A 17,948-nucleotide genomic window follows, 5' to 3' on the forward strand; every position below is an offset into this window, starting at 1 on the left:
AAGGTAGCGGGGGGGCTTTGGCGTTTGGTGGTAACTATTTATCGCAGGCAAAAAAAGACCCGCGCAGTGGCGGGTCAGTTTATGCGCCAGTCTGTCGGGTTTATTGCTCGAAACCTTCCAGCACGTTCACCGCGTTGATGCCGATTTCCTCGACCGCGTAACCGCCTTCCATGACGAACAGCGTTGGCTTGCCGAGGGCGGCGATACGCTTGCCCATCGCCAGATAATCCGGGCTGTCGAGTTTGAACTGCGAGATCGGATCGTCCTTGAACGTATCGACGCCGAGCGACACGACGATGACGTCGGCGCCGTAGCGGTCGATTTCGTCGCAGGCCTGTTCCAGCGCTGCGCTCCAGACGTCGTAGCCGGAACCGGCGGGCAGCGGATAGTTGAAGTTGCAGCCTTCACCGGCGCCTTCACCGCGCTCATCGTCGTAGCCGAGGAAGAACGGGAATTCCGCTTCCGGGTGGCCGTGGATCGAAGTGAACAGCACATCGCTGCGCTCGTAGAAGATCGACTGCGTGCCGTTGCCGTGGTGATAGTCGACGTCGAGGATCGCAACCTTCTTGTGGCCCTGATCGAGGAACGCTTGTGCGGCAATGGCGGCGTTGTTGAGGTAGCAATAACCGCCCATCAAATCGCTGGCGGCGTGGTGTCCCGGTGGGCGGCACAGGGCGAAGGCCGCACGAGCGCCGCGCTGGATTGCCGCTTGCGCGGTGAGGGCTACTTGCGCCGCGCTGTAGGCCGCTTGCCAGGTGCCGGCGGTGATCGGTGCGCCGCCGTCGAAGCTGTAATAACCGAGCTGGCCGTGCAGGCTGGTCGGTTTTATCGCACGCAGGGTGCGGGCGGGCCAGGTGTAGGGCAGCAAGTCGCCGTCGGTGTTGAATTCAGTCCAGCGATCCCATGCGCCTTTGAAGAAGTCGAGGTAGTCGCGGCTGTGGATGCGGGCGATCGGTTCGAGGCCGAAATCCTTGGGTGCTTCGACCGGGCCGAGGTTTTGATTGTGTACGCGTTGCAGCACGTGGTCGGCGCGCGAGGGCATTTCGAAGCACGGCTTGAGCTGGCCATCGATCAGTTCGCAGCGGCCATGGTGCAGGTGGTGATCGTCTGAGTAGATCGTCAGCATTTGTTGTTCTCCGCAAGGCTGGTTCGGTTGCCCCCAGTGTTGCGGCGCGAGACAAATCGGAGAACGGCAGGAAAGGCCAAAAGGGGATTGATCTGGCCAAAACCTCTGACCGCAATTCGCCCCTCGATGGTGTCAGGCGCCCCGGCGGGGCGCCCGCACGGTTAGCGCTGCGTCGGCGTCTTGCCGGCGGCTGCCTGATGCTGGTCGAGTACCTCCAGCCAGTCCTGGCGATCACGTTGTTTCAGCACTTCGCGCAGCTTGCCGTAGGCATCGCCAGTGCAGGCGTCGCCCAGCATCGGGTCGGCGCCTTTCTCCAGCATCAGGGTGAACAGCTGCAGTACTTGCTGACGAGCGAGCTCTTTGTCCATGTCGCTCCTGGGCGTCTCGCTGGCCAGCAGATACAGCGCCGAATCCATGCGATCACGTCCGTAGCAGCGTCCGGCGGGGTAGAGCAGATTCAGCTGCGCGCCGGCTTCGACCAGACGTTTGGCGGCCGAATAGTTGTTGCGGTAGATCGCTTCGTACAGTGCGGTTCGTTGTTCTTTGCTCTGCTGCCGATCAAGGTTTTGCGGGTGCTCGAACAACCAGTTGAACAGCGCATCGTCGTTTTGCGACACGCGCTGCATCAGCAACGTTTCGCCCCGTGCATCGGGTTCGTCGATGGCGGCACCGGCACTGAGCAGAAACTGCGTGCGTTGGCCCTTTTGTGGATCCTTGTCAGCCTTGAGGTCCTTGTTGAAGGCCTGCATCACCAGCGGCTCGTTGCCGTTGATCCCGCTGGTGGCGGCGCCACGCTCGAGCAACAGACGGGCAATGGCGAAGTTCGGTGCATCCAATGCGTGGGCCAGGGCACTGCGGCCATCCTCGCCTTGGGTTTTCGCCTGCAGGCCACTGTCGAGAAGCTGTTTTACCAGGGCCTCGTTTTGCTGGTCGACAGCCTCGATCAATGGCCATTGTGCCTGGCAGGCCTGAGGATCAGCCTGAGTGAGGCCAAGCCGTTGAATCACGCGCTCGGGAACGCTCAGATTGCGTTGCAGGCGCAAACCGCAATAAATCCGGTAATACTCCTGCGCCAACGCGTATTGCGTGGTGTAGGCCGGCGCTTTTTCATAGCCCTTCCAGGCCTGATCGGCGAGGTTGAGGTACACCGGGATGCGTTGCGGCGCGCGCCGCACGACCTCCAGCAGCCACTGCCGGGAGCCTTCGTCCGGCGCCAGTTCGCTTTTCCAGTAGGCAATATCGTTGAGCTGGCCGACGAAATCCTTTTGGTCGACGCCGATGCGGCGATAGTCTTGATTCAGAAACAGCTCATCGACCTTTTTCAGGCCCGGGCCTTTGTCGCTGGCCTTGCTCAGTTGCTGATGCAGTTCCCACAGTTGCAGGGCGCCGTCACCCGCCAGGTAAGGGTGCGGGTCAACCACGATGCTCAGCGGCGCTTCGGGAACGTCATGGCGCATGGCGTCGCGAGCGCCTTCGATGCCTTTTAGCCAAGTGTCGAGTACCGGCGCCGGCGTCTCTTGCAATGGCTGGAACGCAAGCATGTGCTCGCCGCGAACTCGTCCCAGTGCCAGCAGCGGTTCACCGGGTGTACGCCAGTCGATCAGCAGATAGCGTTTGGTTTCCCAGCCATTGGTTTTGAGGCAGTCGAAACTCATCGTATCGACCACGATGCCCGGTGCGATGTCGGTGCGCATGGCCGACGATGACAGGTTCATGTACTGGTATTCGGTCACGCAGCTGTGAAACTCATCAGCGGTCAGCAGCGGGATCGGCCCTAGCTTGTGCAAACGTTCGCGGTAGTTCTCATCGCTGTAGACGTTCAGATAGAAAAGGCCGCGAAAACCGCTGATCAAGCCCGTCAGCGGTTTTGCCGCATCGAGGGTCTGGGCAGCGGCGGGGAGCGGGATGATGGTTTTTCCGTCTTCGGGTGCATCGACAGTCGGGTGTGGCGGGCGGCCCCACCAGTCCAGTTGAATGGCGTGGGCGCCTACAGGCAAATTGAGCAAAACGGCGAGCAAGGCAAGGCGTGAGCAGCGGCGGAAAAGAGGCATCAAGCGAAAACACCGGCAACGTGGTTGGCTGCGTAATGTAGTGCAGCTGATGGCACGGTGCCTGATTTATCTTAAGCGCGGAACTGGCTCGGGGCGACGCCGCTCCAGCGCACGAAGGCGTGGCGGAAGCTGGCGGTCTCGCTGAAACCGAGGGTTTCGGCAATGCGGTAGATCGGCAACTGGTCCTCACACAACATCTGCTTGGCGCGCTCGAAGCGCAGCTCATCGAGCAGTTCCTGATAGCTGCTGCCCATGTCCTTCAGGTGCCGGCGCAACGTGCGTGGTGAGCACTTCATCTGCTGCGCCAATCCTTCCAGCCCCGGTGCGGCATTCAACTGCGCACTGAGCAACTGACGAATGCGCCCCAGCCATGCCTGACGCCCGGTGAACTCAAGATTCTGCTTGCGGCAACGTTCGGCCATGGCTTGGTGGGTAATGGCATCCGCCAAAGGCAACGGTTGATCGAGCCAGTGGCGGTCGAAGGCGAACGCGTTGTCCTTGGTGGCGAAGTGCAATGGCGATTCGAAGTGCTCGGCGTAACGGTCGCGGTAATCCGGCGCTGCGTGTTCGAACCGCGTGGCAAGCAAGGGCAGAGGATGCCCGAGCAGGTCATCGCAAATCACCTTCAGCGAGACTAGGCAGAACTCGGCATTGAACACCGCCATCGCCGGACTTTCGCGATAGTCCGCCGCAACGAACCAGACGCGCTCGCCATCGTCTTCCAGGCTCAGTTCGAAAAGTGTTCCCAACAGCGCCGGATAACGGATCGCCAAACGCAAAGCGTCACCGAAGGTGGCACAGGTCAGCAGCGCGTAACCGAGGATGCCGTAGCAAGAAACGTGCATGCGCCGGCCCAGTTCCAGACCGATATCGCGCTTGAGCGCGACCGCGTTGGCGCAAACCTGCATCTCTTGGTTGGTGGTGATGCGGGTGTCGGCCCGGTGCAAATCCGCGGCACTGATGCCGCTACCGGCGAGCAGCGCCTCGCTCGACAGGCCTTCGGCTTTGAAGGTGTTGAGGATCAGCGAGACCGCGTTGAGGGTAGTGAGGTGGGAGTGCAGCATGGGATCTTCCAGCCTTGAGATAGCTGGAATGCAGCAATTTATATGCCGTACGCGGTCCTTGTAGGAGCAAGGCTTGCCCGCGAAGAACGATGACACGGTGTATCTGTGTCATCGAGGTGGGCCATTCGCGGGCAAGCCTTGCTCCTACAAGGGCGGGGTGGTGTCAGAGGAGTTCGCCGCAGAGGTCGAGTTCGATCAGGCGGCGCACTTCTTCAGTTTCAAGCCCAGCACCGAGCAACCCGTGCAACTTGCCAAACGCCGCCTCACGGGTCATGCCCCCACCGGACAACACGCCAACCCCACGCAAGCGGCTGCCCGCCTCATACACATCCAGCTCAACCCCACCTTCATGGCATTGCGTCACCGCAACCACCACCACGCCGTTATCCCGCGCACGACCGAGGCTCGCCAGAAACTCCGGGTTGTCGCTCGGCCCGGTGCCGCTGCCGTAGCATTCCAGCACCAGACCCTGAATGCCGCTGTCGAGCAGGCCATCAAGAACTCCAGCGCTAATGCCGGGGAACAATGGCAGCACGGCAACTTTGGCCAGTTGCTTCGACTGGTTGTAGTTCAACGACGCTGGAATCGAAGAGGCTTTCACACCGCCACCCTGCCGCTCCAGACGCTTGAACGGATGACGGCCAAAGCTGCGCACTTTCGCGCAACGGGTCGGCGCCAGGAGTTCGCCGTGGAAGTACAGATGCACGCCCGGCGCCAGGCCTTGGCCGAGGGCAACCAGCGCGCCACCGAGGTTTTCCCAGGCATCGCTGTCGGTCACGCCCGCCGGCAGCATCGAGCCGGTGAAGCACACTCGTGCGTGCAGGCCGAGCAACTGGAAGCTCATCGCCGCGGCGCTGTAGGCCAGGGTGTCAGTGCCGTGCAGGATCAACACGCTGTCGCAACCTTGCACATCCACCGCATCGACTACCGCTTCACGCAGTTGCTGCCAATAGGTCGGGGTCATGTTGGCGCTGTCGATCAGCGGCGACATCTCGCGAAAGCGCCATTGCGGCACCACCAGCTCAGGCTGGCTGTGCAGGTAGTCGCGCATCCGCGCTTCAAAACCGGACGCCGGGGCCAGGCCGTTGGCACTGGCCTGCATGCCGATGGTGCCACCGGTGTAGAGCACCATGACGTGTTGAGCGGCGGGATAAGTCGAAGGGTTCATAGGATTCTCCGAAACGATGAGGTCCCTGTAGGAGCGAGCCTGCTCGCGATGGCGTTTCATCATTCAACATTGATGTTGGCTGAAAGACAGCTATCGCGAGCAGGCTCGCTCCTACAAGTTATTGCATCACAATAACTGACGGGCGCAGGGGATGCGCCCGTCATTCACCTGTCAGCGTTGCGCTGCAGGCACGCCTTGCGGCTCGGCTTCAGTCTTGCCGACAGCAGCAGACGGGTTGGCTGGCCAGGCGTTCAGGTCGAGGTCCAGATCGGCAAATTTGCTCGAATCGAACACCGGCTGTTTGACGCCGGCACGGCGCTGGCCGTCGTAGTCGCGCATCACACGCATGCCGACCTTGAACAGCATGGCCAGGGCCACCAGGTTGACGAAGGCCAGGCAAGTCATGGTGATGTCGGCGAAGGCGAACACGGTCGTCAGATCCTGCATCGAACCCCAGACCACCAGCGCCAGCACCAGGCCGCGGAAAACCATCAACGCGGCGCGGTTGCGGGTGAGGAACTGCAGGCTGTTTTCGCCCAGGTAATAGTTGTAGAGGATGCAGGTGAAGACGAACAGCGACAGCGCGACGCTGACGAACATGCGACCCCAGTCACCGACCACGGCGGCCAGCGAGTTCTGGGTCAGGACAATGCCGTCACCTTCGAAGCCCGGGGTGTAGAAGCCCGACAGCAGGATCAGCAGCGCGGTGCAGGTGCAGATCACGAAGGTGTCGAGGAACACGCTGAAAGCCTGAACCACGCCTTGCGCACCCGGGTGCTTCACAGCGGCCACGGCGGCGACGTTCGGCGCACTGCCCAGGCCCGCTTCGTTGGCGAACACGCCACGCTTCACGCCCATGACGATAGCGCTGCCGAGCAGGCCGCCAAAGGCCGGGTCAAGGCCGAAAGCGCTCTTGAAGATGGTTTCCAGCATGGCTGGCACGTGCTCGATCTGGGTGCCGATCACGTACAGGGTCACGCCGATGTAGGCCAGGGTCTTGATCGGAACCAGCAGGTCGGACACCGAAGCGATGCGCTTGATGCCACCGAGGAAGGTAATGGCCAGCAGCACCGCCAGGACGATACCGGTGTGGCGCGGGTCGAAGGCAAAGGCGTTCTGCAGCGAGTGGGTCACGGTGTAGGACTGCAGGCCGATGAAGGCGAAGCCGTAGGTGACCAGCAGCAGAACGGAGAACACCACTGCCATGCCTTTCAGCTTCAGGCCGTGCTGAATGTAGTAGGCCGGGCCGCCACGGTACAAGCCATCGCCATCGGCGCGTTTGTAGACTTGGGCCAAAGTACATTCGAAGAAGCTGCTGGACATGCCGACCAGCGCGGTGACCCACATCCAGAACACTGCACCTGGACCACCGAGGGTCACGGCGATGCCGACACCGGCGATGTTGCCTGCACCCACTCGGCCGGCAAGGCTGAGCATCAGGGCCTGAAACGAGCTGAGTTGCCCGGCGCTGCCCTTGAGGCTGTCGCGGAACACCGCGAACATGTGGAAGAAGTGCCGCAATTGAACGAAACGCGAGCGAATCGTGAAGTAGCTACCGAGCCCGACAATGAGCACGATCAGTACTTTCCCTGAGAGGAAGTCGTTAATGACTTCGAGCATGGATTTTTCCTCGCTGTTTATTGTGTAAGCAAATGCTGGATGGAAGAAATATCGTGTTACACCGGTGTGCGCACGGCACGACAGGTGAGGCGAAGGTTTCGTCCCGGATCCATTTCGCGGGTTTGTTATTAGTTCGGGTTTCGCATGGGTTGTGGCCTCGTTACCGACGACCGCTCACGCGAAGAGGGGCGGCACTATACCGATCAGTGACGCGCCCGTCTGCACGGTAGTGGTGCAAGCGACGAAACGAGGCTTTGAAACACCCGGCGTTACCGGCGCCGGGCTTGTACAGGAACTGCTCCTTTGCTGAAGCAAACCCTGTGGCGAGGGGATTTATCCCCGTTCGGCTGCGAAGCAGTCGCAAAACCATCGCACGCGGTGTACCTGATACATCGCGATTGCAGGTATTGGGGCCGCTTCGCGACCCAACGGGGATAAATCCCCTCGCCACAAGGGCTTGCCTCGACATAAAGCAGTCCCCAGACATACGGGTCTCAGGATCAAATAGTTAAAAAAAAGGGCCTGGGGACTAAATCCCCAAGCCCTCAAAAGGTGAGAGGTGTCTAGTCCCTCGACCTGGTGAGCGGTGCTACAAATTACGCATCGGTTCAGCCTTTCAGCGGAACCAGACGCGGAGCAATCATGTTTTCCGGGCGCAGGATGTCGGCGAGCATGGCTTCGTCGAGCAGACCTTCTTCGCGCACCAGTTCCAGCACGCCGCGGCCGCTTTCAAGGGCGAGACCGGCGATGCGGGTGGCGTTTTTGTAGCCGATGTACGGGTTCAGTGCGGTGACCAGACCGATCGAGTGCTCGACCAGTTCACGGCAGCGCGCTTCGTTGGCGGTGATGCCGACGATGCAGTGCTCGCGCAGCATGTCCATGGCGCGTTGCAGCAGGCGGATCGAGTCGAAGATCTTGAAAGCGATCAGTGGCTCCATCACGTTCAGCTGCAGTTGGCCGCCTTCGGCTGCCATGGTCAGCGCCAGGTCGTTACCGATGACCTGGAACGCAACCTGGTTCACAGCTTCCGGGATGACCGGGTTGACCTTGCCAGGCATGATCGAGCTGCCTGGCTGACGCGCTGGCAGGTTGATTTCGTTGATGCCGGTGCGTGGGCCGCTGGACAGCAGACGCAAGTCGTTGCAGATCTTCGACAGCTTGACCGCGGTGCGCTTGAGCATGCCGGAGAACAGTACGAAGGCGCCCATGTCGGAAGTCGCTTCGATCAGGTCGGCCGCCGGAACCAGCGGTTGACCGCTGATCAGGGCCAGACGCTGAACAGCCAGCGCTTGATAACGTGGGTCGGCGTTGATGCCGGTACCGATCGCGGTGCCGCCCAGGTTCACTTCAGTCAGCAGTTCCGGGGCCAGCGTCTTCAGACGGGCCAGGTCTTCGCCCATGGTGGTGGCGAAAGCACGGAATTCTTGACCCAAGGTCATCGGCACGGCGTCTTGCAGCTGGGTACGGCCCATTTTCAGGACGTGATCGAATTCTTTGCCCTTGGCCGCAAACGCTTGAATCAGGCTGTCGAGGCTGGCCAGCAGGGTGTCGTGACCGAGCAACAGACCCAGGCGGATCGCCGTCGGGTAAGCGTCGTTGGTCGACTGCGCCATGTTGACGTCGTCGTTCGGGTGCAGGTACTGGTACTCGCCTTTCTGGTGGCCCATTGCTTCGAGGGCAATGTTGGCGATCACTTCGTTGGCGTTCATGTTGGTGGAAGTACCGGCGCCACCTTGAATCATGTCGACCACGAACTCTTCGTGGTAATCACCGCGGATCAATCGGGCACAGGCTTCGCTGATGGCAGCGTGCTTGGCTTCGCTCAGGTGACCCAACTCGCGGTTGGCGTCAGCAGCGGCCTGTTTGACCATTGCCAGACCGACAACCAGTTTCGGGTAATGCGAAATCGGAACGCCGGAGAGACGGAAGTTGTTCACCGCTCGCAGGGTCTGGATGCCGTAATACGCTTGAGCCGGTACTTCGAGGGCGCCAAGCAGGTCGTTTTCTGTGCGGAAAGATGCAGCGGAGGACATGATAGAAATCATCTCGATATGGACCCGGTCTGTGCCGGAACGCTGCGAATGCTAGGCTTGTGCGAATTTTTGGGCCAATGCTGTTAAGCACTGCCCTATGCACATTCGGCATAATGCCCGTGTGACGCCGCGTGCGCGGCAGACGTGTGACCTGTTTTGGTGCGTGTCCGGGAGGACGTGATGAATCTGGAAAGCAAATGGCTCGAGGACTTCAGTGCCCTGGCCGCCACCCGCAGCTTCTCGCAGGCCGCTGAACGACGCTTCGTGACCCAGCCGGCCTTCAGCCGGCGGATCCGCAGTCTCGAAGCGGCGCTGGGGCTGACGTTGGTCAACCGCTCGCGCACGCCGATCGAGCTGACGGCGGCGGGGCAATTGTTTCTGGTGACCGCACGCACCGTGGTTGAACAGCTCGGTGAAGTGCTGCGCCATTTGCATCATCTGGAAGGCGGGCAGGGCGAAGTGATGCAAGTCGCTGCCGCTCACTCCTTGGCGCTGGGTTTCTTCCCGCGCTGGATCGCGCAGTTGCGCAATGAAGGGCTGAACATCGCCACGCGGCTGGTCGCGACCAACGTCGGCGATGCGGTGCATGCCTTGCGTGAAGGGGGCTGCGATCTGATGCTGGCGTTCTACGACCCGGACGCGGCGATGCAGATGGACCCGGAAATTTTCCCGTCGCTGCATTTGGGCCAGACCGAGATGCTGCCGGTGTGCGCGGCGGATGCTGACGGCAAGCCGTTGTTCGATCTGGAGGGAGAGGCGAGCGTGCCGTTGCTGGCGTACAGCGCCGGGGCGTTTCTCGGGCGTTCGGTGAATGGCTTGCTGCGTCAGCGTCAGCTGCGCTTCACCACCATCTATGAAACCGCAATGGCTGACAGCCTTAAAAGCATGGCGCTGGAAGGCCTGGGTATCGCCTGGGTACCGCAATTGAGCGTGCGTGCTGAATTGGCTCGTGGCGAGTTGGTGGTCTGCGGTGGCCCGCAATGGCATGTGCCGCTGGAAATTCGCCTCTATCGCTGCGCCTTGGTACGCAAGGCCAACGTGCGATTGCTGTGGCGCAAGCTTGAAGGCGGCGCCGCGCAAGCTTCCTGACTAAACGCAATTCAAATGTAGGAGTGAGCCTGCTCGCGATAGCGTCAGCACATTCAGCGACGATGTGACTGACACACCGCCATCGCGAGCAGGCTCACTCCTACAAGGGATTTACGGTGTTCTGTCGCTGACCTTCAGGTCAATAAAACCGGGCATTTGCGGCAGATGACAGATGGTCGCGCAGGGGGCTGTTTATTGCTTTCTTTGCGGTATACTGCGCGGCCTTCGGCCGGCACGTCCGGCCATTTTTCGTACAATCAAGCCACGCAACCTGCGTGGCTTGTTGTTTTATGACGCGCCTGCGGGCGCTCCAGAGAGAAGAGGCGCGACGATGAGTGCACTGGTTGGCGTGATCATGGGCTCCAAGTCCGATTGGTCCACCCTTAGCCACACCGCCGATATGCTGGAAAAGCTCGGCATCCCGTACGAGGTCAAAGTGGTCTCTGCCCACCGTACCCCGGATCTGCTGTTCCAGTACGCCGAAGAGGCTGAAAGCCGCGGCATCGAGGTGATTATCGCCGGTGCCGGTGGCGCAGCCCACTTGCCAGGCATGTGTGCGGCCAAGACCCACCTGCCGGTGCTCGGTGTGCCGGTGCAATCGGCCATGCTCTCGGGCGTCGACTCGCTGCTGTCGATCGTGCAGATGCCAGCGGGCATTCCGGTCGCCACTCTGGCCATCGGCAAGGCCGGCGCGATCAATGCCGCGCTGCTCTCGGCGAGCATCCTCGGCGCCAAGCATCCGCAGTTCCACGCGGTACTGAAAACCTTCCGTGCCGAGCAGACAGACAGCGTCCTGGACAATCCAGACCCACGTATTGCCTGAGGTTGTTGAGATGAAGATCGGTGTAATCGGTGGCGGCCAGTTGGGTCGCATGTTGGCCCTGGCGGGCACTCCGCTGGGCATGAACTTCGCTTTCCTCGACCCTGCGCCGGACGCTTGCGCCGCTGCGCTGGGCGAACACCTGCGGGCCGATTACGGCGATCAGGATCATCTGCGCCAATTGGCCGATGAAGTCGATCTGGTGACCTTCGAGTTCGAAAGCGTCCCGGCCGAAACCGTGGCATTTCTTTCGCAATTCGTCCCGGTCTACCCGAGCGCCGAAGCCCTGCGCATCGCTCGCGATCGCTGGTTTGAAAAGAGCATGTTCAAGGACTTGGGCATCCCGACCCCGGCTTTCGCCGACATTCAATCGCAAGCCGATCTGGATGCTGCCGTGGCTTCGATCGGTCTGCCAGCCGTGCTGAAAACCCGCACCCTGGGTTATGACGGCAAAGGCCAGAAAGTCCTGCGCAAGCCGGAAGATGTGGTCGACACCTTCGCCGAACTGGGCAGCGTTGCCTGCCTGCTGGAAGGCTTCGTGCCGTTCACCGGTGAGGTCTCGCTGATCGCGGTGCGCGCCCGCGATGGCGAAACCAAGTTCTATCCGCTGGTACACAACACCCACGACAGCGGCATTCTCAAGCTGTCCGTTGCCAGCACTGATCACCCGTTGCAGGCATTGGCCGAAGACTACTCGAGCCGTGTGCTCAAGCAGTTGAACTACGTCGGCGTGATGGCGTTCGAGTTCTTTGAAGTCGACGGTGGCCTCAAAGCCAACGAAATCGCCCCGCGCGTACACAACTCCGGGCACTGGACCACCGAAGGCGCCGAGTGCAGCCAGTTCGAAAACCATCTGCGCGCCGTTGCCGGCCTGCCGCTGGGTTCGACGGCCAAGGTTGGCGAGAGCGCGATGCTCAACTTCATCGGCGTGGTACCGCCGGTTGAGAAGGTCATCGCCATCGACGATTGCCACCTGCATCACTACGGCAAAGCGTTCAAGGCCGGGCGCAAGGTCGGTCACGCCAACCTGCGCTGCGCGGACATGGCCACGCTGCAGGCGCAGATCATCAAGGTCGAAGCGCTGATCGCCGAGTAAAACAGTTTCATGTGGCAGCGGCGGAACCATTCAGGGGCCGCCGTTCTCTCATGGCAGGATGCCAAAGTCTGACTAGGCTTCGCATATCTACTACTGAGAGGGAATTGCCATGGGAATTATCGGAACCATCTTTATCGGCTTGATCGTCGGCCTGCTGGCTCGGTTCCTGAAACCGGGCGATGACAGCATGGGCTGGATCATGACCATCCTGCTCGGTATCGGCGGTTCGCTGGCGGCCACTTACGGCGGCCAGGCTCTGGGCATCTATCACGCGGGCGAGGGCGCAGGTTTCATCGGCGCACTGGTTGGCGCAATCGTGTTGCTGGTGATCTACGGCCTGATCAAAAAGAACTGATCCAAAGCGACAAAGCCCTCTCTGCCAAAGTGGCCGGGAGGGCTAGAATGCTCGGCGATTCAACGTTCATTCCTTTCTATACCGAGCACCTTCATGCGCCGTCTTCTGTTGACTCTCCTGTTCCTGGGCAGCGGTTTGGCCCACGCCGGCGAACTGCCGGAAACCGACTGGCTCGAACTGATGCCCAAGTCGGACCAAAAGGCCCTCGAGGCCATGCCTGAAATCGACCACAACTCCCCGGAAGCCACCGGCACCTTCACCGAGAAGGGCGGGATGAAGCAGGCCAAAGGTCTGCCGGCGGTGATGTATTCGACCAAAACCGTGGCGTCGATGAACGACAAGCACATCCGCATCGGTGGTTATCCGGTGCCGTTGGAGTCCGATGCCAAGGGTCGCAGCACGCTGTTCTTCCTCGTGCCTTATCCGGGCGCTTGCATTCACGTGCCGCCACCGCCGCCGAATCAACTGGTGCTGGTGCGTTATCCGAAGGGTTTGAAGCTGGACGATATCTATACGCCGCTGTGGGTGACCGGCACGCTGAAAGTCGAGAAGGTCAGCAATGACCTGGCTGACGCGGCGTATGCGCTGGACGCGGACAAAGTGCGGGTGGTGCAGGAGTCTGATCTTTAGAACCTGCACATAACAAATGTGGGAATGAGCCCTGTGGCGAGGGGATTTATCCCCGATGGGTTGCGAAGCGACCCCGCTTTTAAAAGAGCAGGGCCTGCTGCGCAGTCCATCGGGGATAAATCCCCTCGCCACAAAGGCTCACATCCACATTGGGTTTGGCGGTGTTGGTTAGAGCGGTGTGCTGGCGACACTGACACCCATGGTATGGCTCGCGCCCGGTGCCAGCGTGACGATGTCATCCATCACGTTCGCCGTCTCGATGCACAACATGCGCTGCCAGCCATCGTTATCCATATCCGCCAGCGCGGCCGCGCGGTCAATCCACGGATTCCAGATCACCGCCGTGCGCGAGCCGGTGCAGGTCAGCACAATGCGTCGTTCCCAGGCCGCGTCGACGATGCTCAGCTGCGGCGGAGCGTCGAGGTAGATGCGGTCGGTCTCACCGGCAAACTGCAGGTCACCTTGCTGACGGTTGGTTTTCCAGTCATCCAGCGTCTCGATGTAATTCAAGCCATCCACGCCATCGACGTGCACGTTGCGCACATCACTGACCGCGAAATAGGTGTGCAGCGCCTGGCTCAGGCTGACGGTGTCACTGCCACGGTTATGGCTGGTCAGGCTGAAACTCAGTTGCTCGGACAAATGCAGGGTCAGGGTCAGATCGACCTGATGCGGCCAGCCCGGCAGGCCGCCTTCGGGGTAGGGCAGTTTGAACTCGACCTTGACGCCGTCAGCCTCTGATTCGATGCCACCCAACTCCCAATCCATCGCCCGCACCAGACCGTGCGCGGACGCCGGTTGATCGCCGGTGTACATGGCCTGCACGCTCTGCGGGTTGCGCTCGAACTTGCCAAACCACGGCCAGCACACCGGAACACCGGCGCGGATGCTTTTGCCTGTCTTGAAGTCGGCCTTGTCGTTGAGCCAGATGATCGGCGGCTGGCCATCGATCTGATAACTGAGGATGTGCGCGCCTTGCTGGGCCACCAGCACTTCGGCCTGACCGTGGCGGATGCGCCAGCAGTTCAGTTCATCCAGTTTCACGGCTTCAACGTTGGGCGTGTTCATGGGACAGCTCTCGATCAGTAACAAGGACAACAATCGACCGTCAAACGGCCGCGAGGTTTAACGCGCGCGCGGTGGAACCGAGCGTGTGCGACCGCTGCCGTCGATGGCGACGAAGACGAAGACCGCTTCGGTCACTTTACGCCACTCGCTGGACAGCGGATCGTCGCTCCACACTTCGACCATCATCTGGATCGAGCTGCGGCCGATTTCCAGGGTCTGGGTATAAAAGGACAATTGCGCGCCGACAGCGACCGGCACGAGGAACGCCATGCGATCGATGGCAACCGTGGCGACGCGACCGCCAGCGACACGGCTGGCCATTGCGGTGCCGGCCAAATCCATCTGCGCCACCAGCCAGCCGCCGAAAATATCGCCAAAGCCGTTGGTTTCGCGTGGGAGTGCGGTGATTTGCAGGGCCAGGTCGCCTTGCGGGATCGGATCTTCTTGTTCGAGCTCTATCATGCCGGGGGTGCCTCTGACCCGTGACTCTTGTTGGTATTGCGGGTGGTAGCCGTCTTCAGGAAAAACGATTCAGCACCGAACATACTACGTTCGTCACGTTTTCCATAAGCCGCCTGAAGGAGAAACTCTGCGAAACCGGCTAATCCCGAGCAAAGGCCGGGCCAACGACGTTTTCGCACAGCAACCCCCTACAAACCGGAGCAGGTTGCGAGTATATCGGTCGGTAGACTCCGCGACGACCATCCGGTTCTGATTTTGACCGTCAAATACGCGCCTCTATGTGCTTTTTCGAACAATTTGCTATGGTGCCGAACCTGCCCAAGCCACCGCCAGCGTTGTTGTGGCGGCAGATCCGACTATAAGAGAAGCCCTTGCCATGACCACAGCGCCTTCGAGCCTCGCGCAGCCCGAGCAACCCGCACGACCGTTGACCCGCAATGACTACAAGACTCTGTCGCTGTCCGCCCTCGGCGGTGCGCTGGAATTCTACGATTTCATCATCTTCGTTTTCTTCGCCACCGTGGTCGGCAAGTTGTTCTTCCCCGCCGACATGCCCGAGTGGCTGCGCCTGATGCAGACCTTCGGCATCTTCGCCGCCGGCTACCTCGCGCGGCCGCTGGGCGGCATCGTCATGGCGCACTTCGGCGACCTGTTGGGCCGCAAGAAGATGTTCACCCTGAGCATTTTCATGATGGCCGTGCCGACCCTGATCATGGGTCTGCTGCCAACGTATGCACAGATCGGCATGTGGGCGCCGATCCTGCTGCTGGTGATGCGCGTGATTCAGGGCGCGGCGATTGGCGGGGAAGTGCCGGGCGCTTGGGTCTTCGTTTCCGAACACGTGCCGCAAAAGCACATGGGTTACGCCTGCGGCACACTCACCAGCGGCCTGACCGCTGGCATTTTGCTCGGCTCACTGGTCGCCACCGCGATCAACAGCATCTATACGCCCGCAGAAGTGTCCGATTACGCGTGGCGGATCCCTTTCCTGCTCGGCGGCGTATTTGGTCTGTTCTCGGTGTATCTGCGCCGCTGGCTGCACGAAACCCCGGTGTTCGCCGAACTGCAACAACGTAAAGCCTTGGCTGAGGAAGTGCCGCTGCGGGCGGTGCTGCGTGATCATCGCGGCGCGATTGCGATCTCGATGCTGCTGACCTGGTTGCTCTCTGCTGGCATCGTTGTGGTGATCCTGATGACCCCGACCGTGCTGCAAACGGTCTATCACTTCACGCCGACGCAATCGTTGCAATCGAACAGTCTGGCGATCGTGTTCCTGAGCATCGGCTGCATCATTTCCGGTGCGCTGGCGGATCGCTTTGGTGCCGGTCGGGTGTTTGTGTTCGGTTGCCTGGGCTTGCTGATCAGCTCGTGGACCTTCTATCACAGCCTCGCCGATCACCCGAACTGGCTGTTCCCGCTGTATGCGCTGACCGGGTTTCTGGTCGGCACCATCGGTGCGGTGCCGTATGTGATGGTCAAAGCGTTTCCGCCGGTGGTGCGCTTCAGCGGGTTGTCGTTCTCGTACAACGTGGCTTACGCGATCTTTGGTGGGTTGACGCCGATGGTGGTGAGTCTGTTGCTGAAAGAAAGCGCGATGGGGCCGGCCTACTATGTGGCGGTGCTGTGCACGATGGGGATGCTGGTGGGGGCGTGGCTCTGGAAGAAGGGCCGCTGATTTTCCCTCCCGCCTGATCGTTCCCACGCTCCGCGTGGGAATGCATCCCGTGACGCTCCGCGTCACCTCTCAAATGCGGACGCAGAGCGTCCATGGCGGCGTTACCACGCAGAGCGTGGGAACGATCTGTCGCGACATGCTGGCCTTTCATCCAATTGTCATATTTCAGCCATAGAGTGTTCACACGGCCTGCTGATACTTGGCCCCGACTTAACACACCCTATCTGCTAGGAGTAAGGCATGAAACTGAAGCGTTTGATGGCGGCAATGACTTTTGTCGCTGCTGGCGTTGCGACTGCCAACGCGTTCGCCGCTGTTGACCCTGCTATCCCGAGCTACACCAAGACCACTGGTGTGTCGGGCAACCTGTCCAGCGTCGGCTCCGATACCCTGGCCAACCTCATGACCCTCTGGGCTGAGAACTACAAAAAAGAATACCCGAACGTAAACATCCAGATTCAGGCCGCTGGCTCCGCCACTGCGCCACCTGCGCTGACTGAAGGCACCTCCAACCTGGGCCCGATGAGCCGCAAGATGAAGGACACCGAACTGGCTGCCTTCGAGCAGAAGTACGGTTACAAGCCAACCGCTATCCCGGTTGCCGTGGATGCCCTGGCCGTGTTCGTGCACAAGGACAACCCGATCCAGCACCTGACCATGGAACAGGTTGACGCAATCTTCTCGTCGACCCGTCTGTGCGGCGCCAAAGCCGACGTGAAAACCTGGGGCGACCTGGGCGTGACCGGCGACCTGGCCAACAAGCCAGTGCAACTGTTCGGTCGTAACTCGGTATCCGGCACCTACGGCTACTTCAAAGAAGAAGCCCTGTGCAAAGGCGACTACAAACCAAACGTTAACGAACAACCAGGTTCGGCGTCGGTTGTGCAGTCGATCAGCTCCTCGCTGAACGGCATCGGTTACTCGGGCATCGGCTACAAAACCGCTAGCGTGAAAACCGTTGCGCTGGCCAAGAAGGGCGGCACTGACTTCATCGAAGACACCGAAGAAAACGCCCTGAACGGCAAGTACCCGCTGTCGCGTTTCCTCTACGTGTACGTCAACAAAGCCCCGAACAAGCCTCTGGCTCCGCTGGAAGCTGAGTTCGTGAAACTGGTGCTGTCGAAACAGGGCCAGGAAGTTGTGGTGAAAGACGGCTACATCCCGCTGCCAGCCAAGGTTGCTGCAAAAGCACTGGCTGACCTCGGTCTGCAAGAAGGCGGCGCTGAAGTCGCAAAGAAGTAACCCCGTAGATCCGGGCTAACCCCCCGGATCTGCAGGAACCCCTGTAGGAGCTGTCGAGGGAAACGAGGCTGCGATCTTTTGATCTGGCCTCTGACTGCAAGATCAAAAGATCGCAGCCTCGGTTCCCTCGTCAGCGCCTACACAGGTTTCAAACGGTTCCGTACAGGTCCCACGGACACCGCGAACCTTCGAATTCTTTGATCCTCCTCCAGTACCCGCTGGCGGTGGATTTGGTGCGTCACTGCATTGTCATCTTTCTGTCATACAGGATCGCTAGGGTGTGCGCATGAATGATCTGGCCAATTCCCCAATGACTACGACTTCCCCTCCCAAGCGCATTGATTTCAATACGCCTGAGCTGCAACGCAAGCGCCGCATTCGCGCGCTCAAGGATCGCTTCACCCGCTGGTACGTCCTCGTTGGCGGCCTGGCGGTGCTGGCAGCCATCA

General features: G+C 60.6%; 15 protein-coding genes. 7 read left to right on the forward strand and 8 right to left on the reverse strand.

The features are described from left to right. Nucleotides 1-100: 100 nt before the first annotated feature. From ACZZ0B_RS26745 to aspA, 6 genes are all read right to left on the reverse strand, one after another. Nucleotides 101-1,126, reverse strand: a complete 1,026-nt coding sequence (locus ACZZ0B_RS26745; protein WP_463546636.1) for a histone deacetylase family protein — start codon at nucleotides 1,124-1,126, stop codon at nucleotides 101-103. A gap of 161 nt (nucleotides 1,127-1,287) precedes the next feature. Beyond that, entirely contained in the window at nucleotides 1,288-3,177 is a 1,890-nt protein-coding gene (locus ACZZ0B_RS26750) for an ankyrin repeat domain-containing protein (protein WP_463546637.1), read from the reverse strand. A gap of 71 nt (nucleotides 3,178-3,248) precedes the next feature. After that, nucleotides 3,249-4,241: an AraC family transcriptional regulator gene (locus tag ACZZ0B_RS26755; protein WP_463546638.1), complete on the reverse strand. Its 993-nt coding sequence runs from the start codon at nucleotides 4,239-4,241 to the stop codon at nucleotides 3,249-3,251. 163 nt (nucleotides 4,242-4,404) lie between these two features. Beyond that, complete coding sequence (locus tag ACZZ0B_RS26760; protein WP_463546639.1) at nucleotides 4,405-5,409, reverse strand: asparaginase; 1,005 nt, start codon at nucleotides 5,407-5,409, stop codon at nucleotides 4,405-4,407. A 171-nt stretch (nucleotides 5,410-5,580) separates the two neighbouring features. Beyond that, nucleotides 5,581-7,029: an alanine/glycine:cation symporter family protein gene (locus ACZZ0B_RS26765; RefSeq protein WP_008078792.1), complete on the reverse strand. Its 1,449-nt coding sequence runs from the start codon at nucleotides 7,027-7,029 to the stop codon at nucleotides 5,581-5,583. A 608-nt stretch (nucleotides 7,030-7,637) separates the two neighbouring features. Beyond that, complete coding sequence (gene aspA, locus ACZZ0B_RS26770; protein WP_053125149.1) at nucleotides 7,638-9,062, reverse strand: aspartate ammonia-lyase; 1,425 nt, start codon at nucleotides 9,060-9,062, stop codon at nucleotides 7,638-7,640. Nucleotides 9,063-9,242: 180 nt separating this feature from the next. Between aspA and ACZZ0B_RS26775 the strand changes: the two genes are divergently transcribed. The 5 genes from ACZZ0B_RS26775 (at nucleotide 9,243) to ACZZ0B_RS26795 (ending at nucleotide 13,052) form a co-directional block, all read left to right on the forward strand. Then, nucleotides 9,243-10,151, forward strand: a complete 909-nt coding sequence (locus ACZZ0B_RS26775; RefSeq protein WP_007962273.1) for a LysR substrate-binding domain-containing protein — start codon at nucleotides 9,243-9,245, stop codon at nucleotides 10,149-10,151. Nucleotides 10,152-10,482: 331 nt separating this feature from the next. After that, nucleotides 10,483-10,974, forward strand: coding sequence for a 5-(carboxyamino)imidazole ribonucleotide mutase (gene purE / locus ACZZ0B_RS26780; RefSeq protein ID WP_007920220.1), 492 nt, complete (start codon nucleotides 10,483-10,485; stop codon nucleotides 10,972-10,974). Between the two features lie 10 nt (nucleotides 10,975-10,984). Continuing rightward, nucleotides 10,985-12,067, forward strand: coding sequence for a 5-(carboxyamino)imidazole ribonucleotide synthase (locus tag ACZZ0B_RS26785; protein ID WP_463546640.1), 1,083 nt, complete (start codon nucleotides 10,985-10,987; stop codon nucleotides 12,065-12,067). A 109-nt stretch (nucleotides 12,068-12,176) separates the two neighbouring features. Continuing rightward, nucleotides 12,177-12,422 (forward strand): GlsB/YeaQ/YmgE family stress response membrane protein, encoded by a 246-nt coding sequence (locus tag ACZZ0B_RS26790; protein ID WP_007920223.1) that lies wholly within the window; start codon nucleotides 12,177-12,179, stop codon nucleotides 12,420-12,422. A gap of 93 nt (nucleotides 12,423-12,515) precedes the next feature. Next, the gene (locus tag ACZZ0B_RS26795; RefSeq protein ID WP_008078784.1) at nucleotides 12,516-13,052 is read left to right on the forward strand and encodes a DUF3299 domain-containing protein; all 537 of its coding nucleotides are present in this window, start codon (nucleotides 12,516-12,518) and stop codon (nucleotides 13,050-13,052) included. Nucleotides 13,053-13,220: 168 nt separating this feature from the next. Here the strand turns inward: ACZZ0B_RS26795 and ACZZ0B_RS26800 are convergent, their stop codons facing one another. Both ACZZ0B_RS26800 and ACZZ0B_RS26805 read right to left on the reverse strand, forming a co-directional pair. Continuing rightward, a complete protein-coding gene (locus ACZZ0B_RS26800; protein WP_463546641.1) occupies nucleotides 13,221-14,120 on the reverse strand; it encodes a D-hexose-6-phosphate mutarotase in 900 nt (299 codons plus the stop codon). Between the two features lie 57 nt (nucleotides 14,121-14,177). After that, on the reverse strand, nucleotides 14,178-14,582 hold the full coding sequence (locus tag ACZZ0B_RS26805) for an acyl-CoA thioesterase (protein WP_003229628.1): 405 nt from the start codon (nucleotides 14,580-14,582) through the stop codon (nucleotides 14,178-14,180). Between the two features lie 376 nt (nucleotides 14,583-14,958). On the opposite strand from ACZZ0B_RS26805, the gene ACZZ0B_RS26810 reads away from it, so the two are divergent. After that, nucleotides 14,959-16,257 carry an MFS transporter gene (locus ACZZ0B_RS26810; protein WP_463546642.1) on the forward strand — a complete coding sequence of 433 codons (1,299 nt, stop codon included), beginning with the start codon at nucleotides 14,959-14,961 and terminating at the stop codon, nucleotides 16,255-16,257. A gap of 240 nt (nucleotides 16,258-16,497) precedes the next feature. Then, nucleotides 16,498-17,499, forward strand: coding sequence for a phosphate ABC transporter substrate-binding protein PstS (locus tag ACZZ0B_RS26815; protein WP_008078772.1), 1,002 nt, complete (start codon nucleotides 16,498-16,500; stop codon nucleotides 17,497-17,499). Nucleotides 17,500-17,948 lie beyond the last annotated feature (449 nt).

This window comes from Pseudomonas sp. AC247 (assembly GCF_979258015.1).

What these genes read in the sequence shown, in the direction of transcription:
- ACZZ0B_RS26745 (WP_463546636.1), bottom strand. Translation starts at nt 1,126, where the DNA reads ATGCTGACGATCTACTCAGACGATCACCACCTGCACCATGGCCGCTGC.
- ACZZ0B_RS26750 (WP_463546637.1), bottom strand. Translation starts at nt 3,177, where the DNA reads ATGCCTCTTTTCCGCCGCTGCTCACGCCTTGCCTTGCTCGCCGTTTTG.
- ACZZ0B_RS26755 (WP_463546638.1), bottom strand. Translation starts at nt 4,241, where the DNA reads ATGCTGCACTCCCACCTCACTACCCTCAACGCGGTCTCGCTGATCCTC.
- ACZZ0B_RS26760 (WP_463546639.1), bottom strand. Translation starts at nt 5,409, where the DNA reads ATGAACCCTTCGACTTATCCCGCCGCTCAACACGTCATGGTGCTCTAC.
- ACZZ0B_RS26765 (WP_008078792.1), bottom strand. Translation starts at nt 7,029, where the DNA reads ATGCTCGAAGTCATTAACGACTTCCTCTCAGGGAAAGTACTGATCGTG.
- aspA (WP_053125149.1), bottom strand. Translation starts at nt 9,062, where the DNA reads ATGTCCTCCGCTGCATCTTTCCGCACAGAAAACGACCTGCTTGGCGCC.
- ACZZ0B_RS26775 (WP_007962273.1), top strand. Translation starts at nt 9,243, where the DNA reads ATGAATCTGGAAAGCAAATGGCTCGAGGACTTCAGTGCCCTGGCCGCC.
- purE (WP_007920220.1), top strand. Translation starts at nt 10,483, where the DNA reads ATGAGTGCACTGGTTGGCGTGATCATGGGCTCCAAGTCCGATTGGTCC.
- ACZZ0B_RS26785 (WP_463546640.1), top strand. Translation starts at nt 10,985, where the DNA reads ATGAAGATCGGTGTAATCGGTGGCGGCCAGTTGGGTCGCATGTTGGCC.
- ACZZ0B_RS26790 (WP_007920223.1), top strand. Translation starts at nt 12,177, where the DNA reads ATGGGAATTATCGGAACCATCTTTATCGGCTTGATCGTCGGCCTGCTG.
- ACZZ0B_RS26795 (WP_008078784.1), top strand. Translation starts at nt 12,516, where the DNA reads ATGCGCCGTCTTCTGTTGACTCTCCTGTTCCTGGGCAGCGGTTTGGCC.
- ACZZ0B_RS26800 (WP_463546641.1), bottom strand. Translation starts at nt 14,120, where the DNA reads ATGAACACGCCCAACGTTGAAGCCGTGAAACTGGATGAACTGAACTGC.
- ACZZ0B_RS26805 (WP_003229628.1), bottom strand. Translation starts at nt 14,582, where the DNA reads ATGATAGAGCTCGAACAAGAAGATCCGATCCCGCAAGGCGACCTGGCC.
- ACZZ0B_RS26810 (WP_463546642.1), top strand. Translation starts at nt 14,959, where the DNA reads ATGACCACAGCGCCTTCGAGCCTCGCGCAGCCCGAGCAACCCGCACGA.
- ACZZ0B_RS26815 (WP_008078772.1), top strand. Translation starts at nt 16,498, where the DNA reads ATGAAACTGAAGCGTTTGATGGCGGCAATGACTTTTGTCGCTGCTGGC.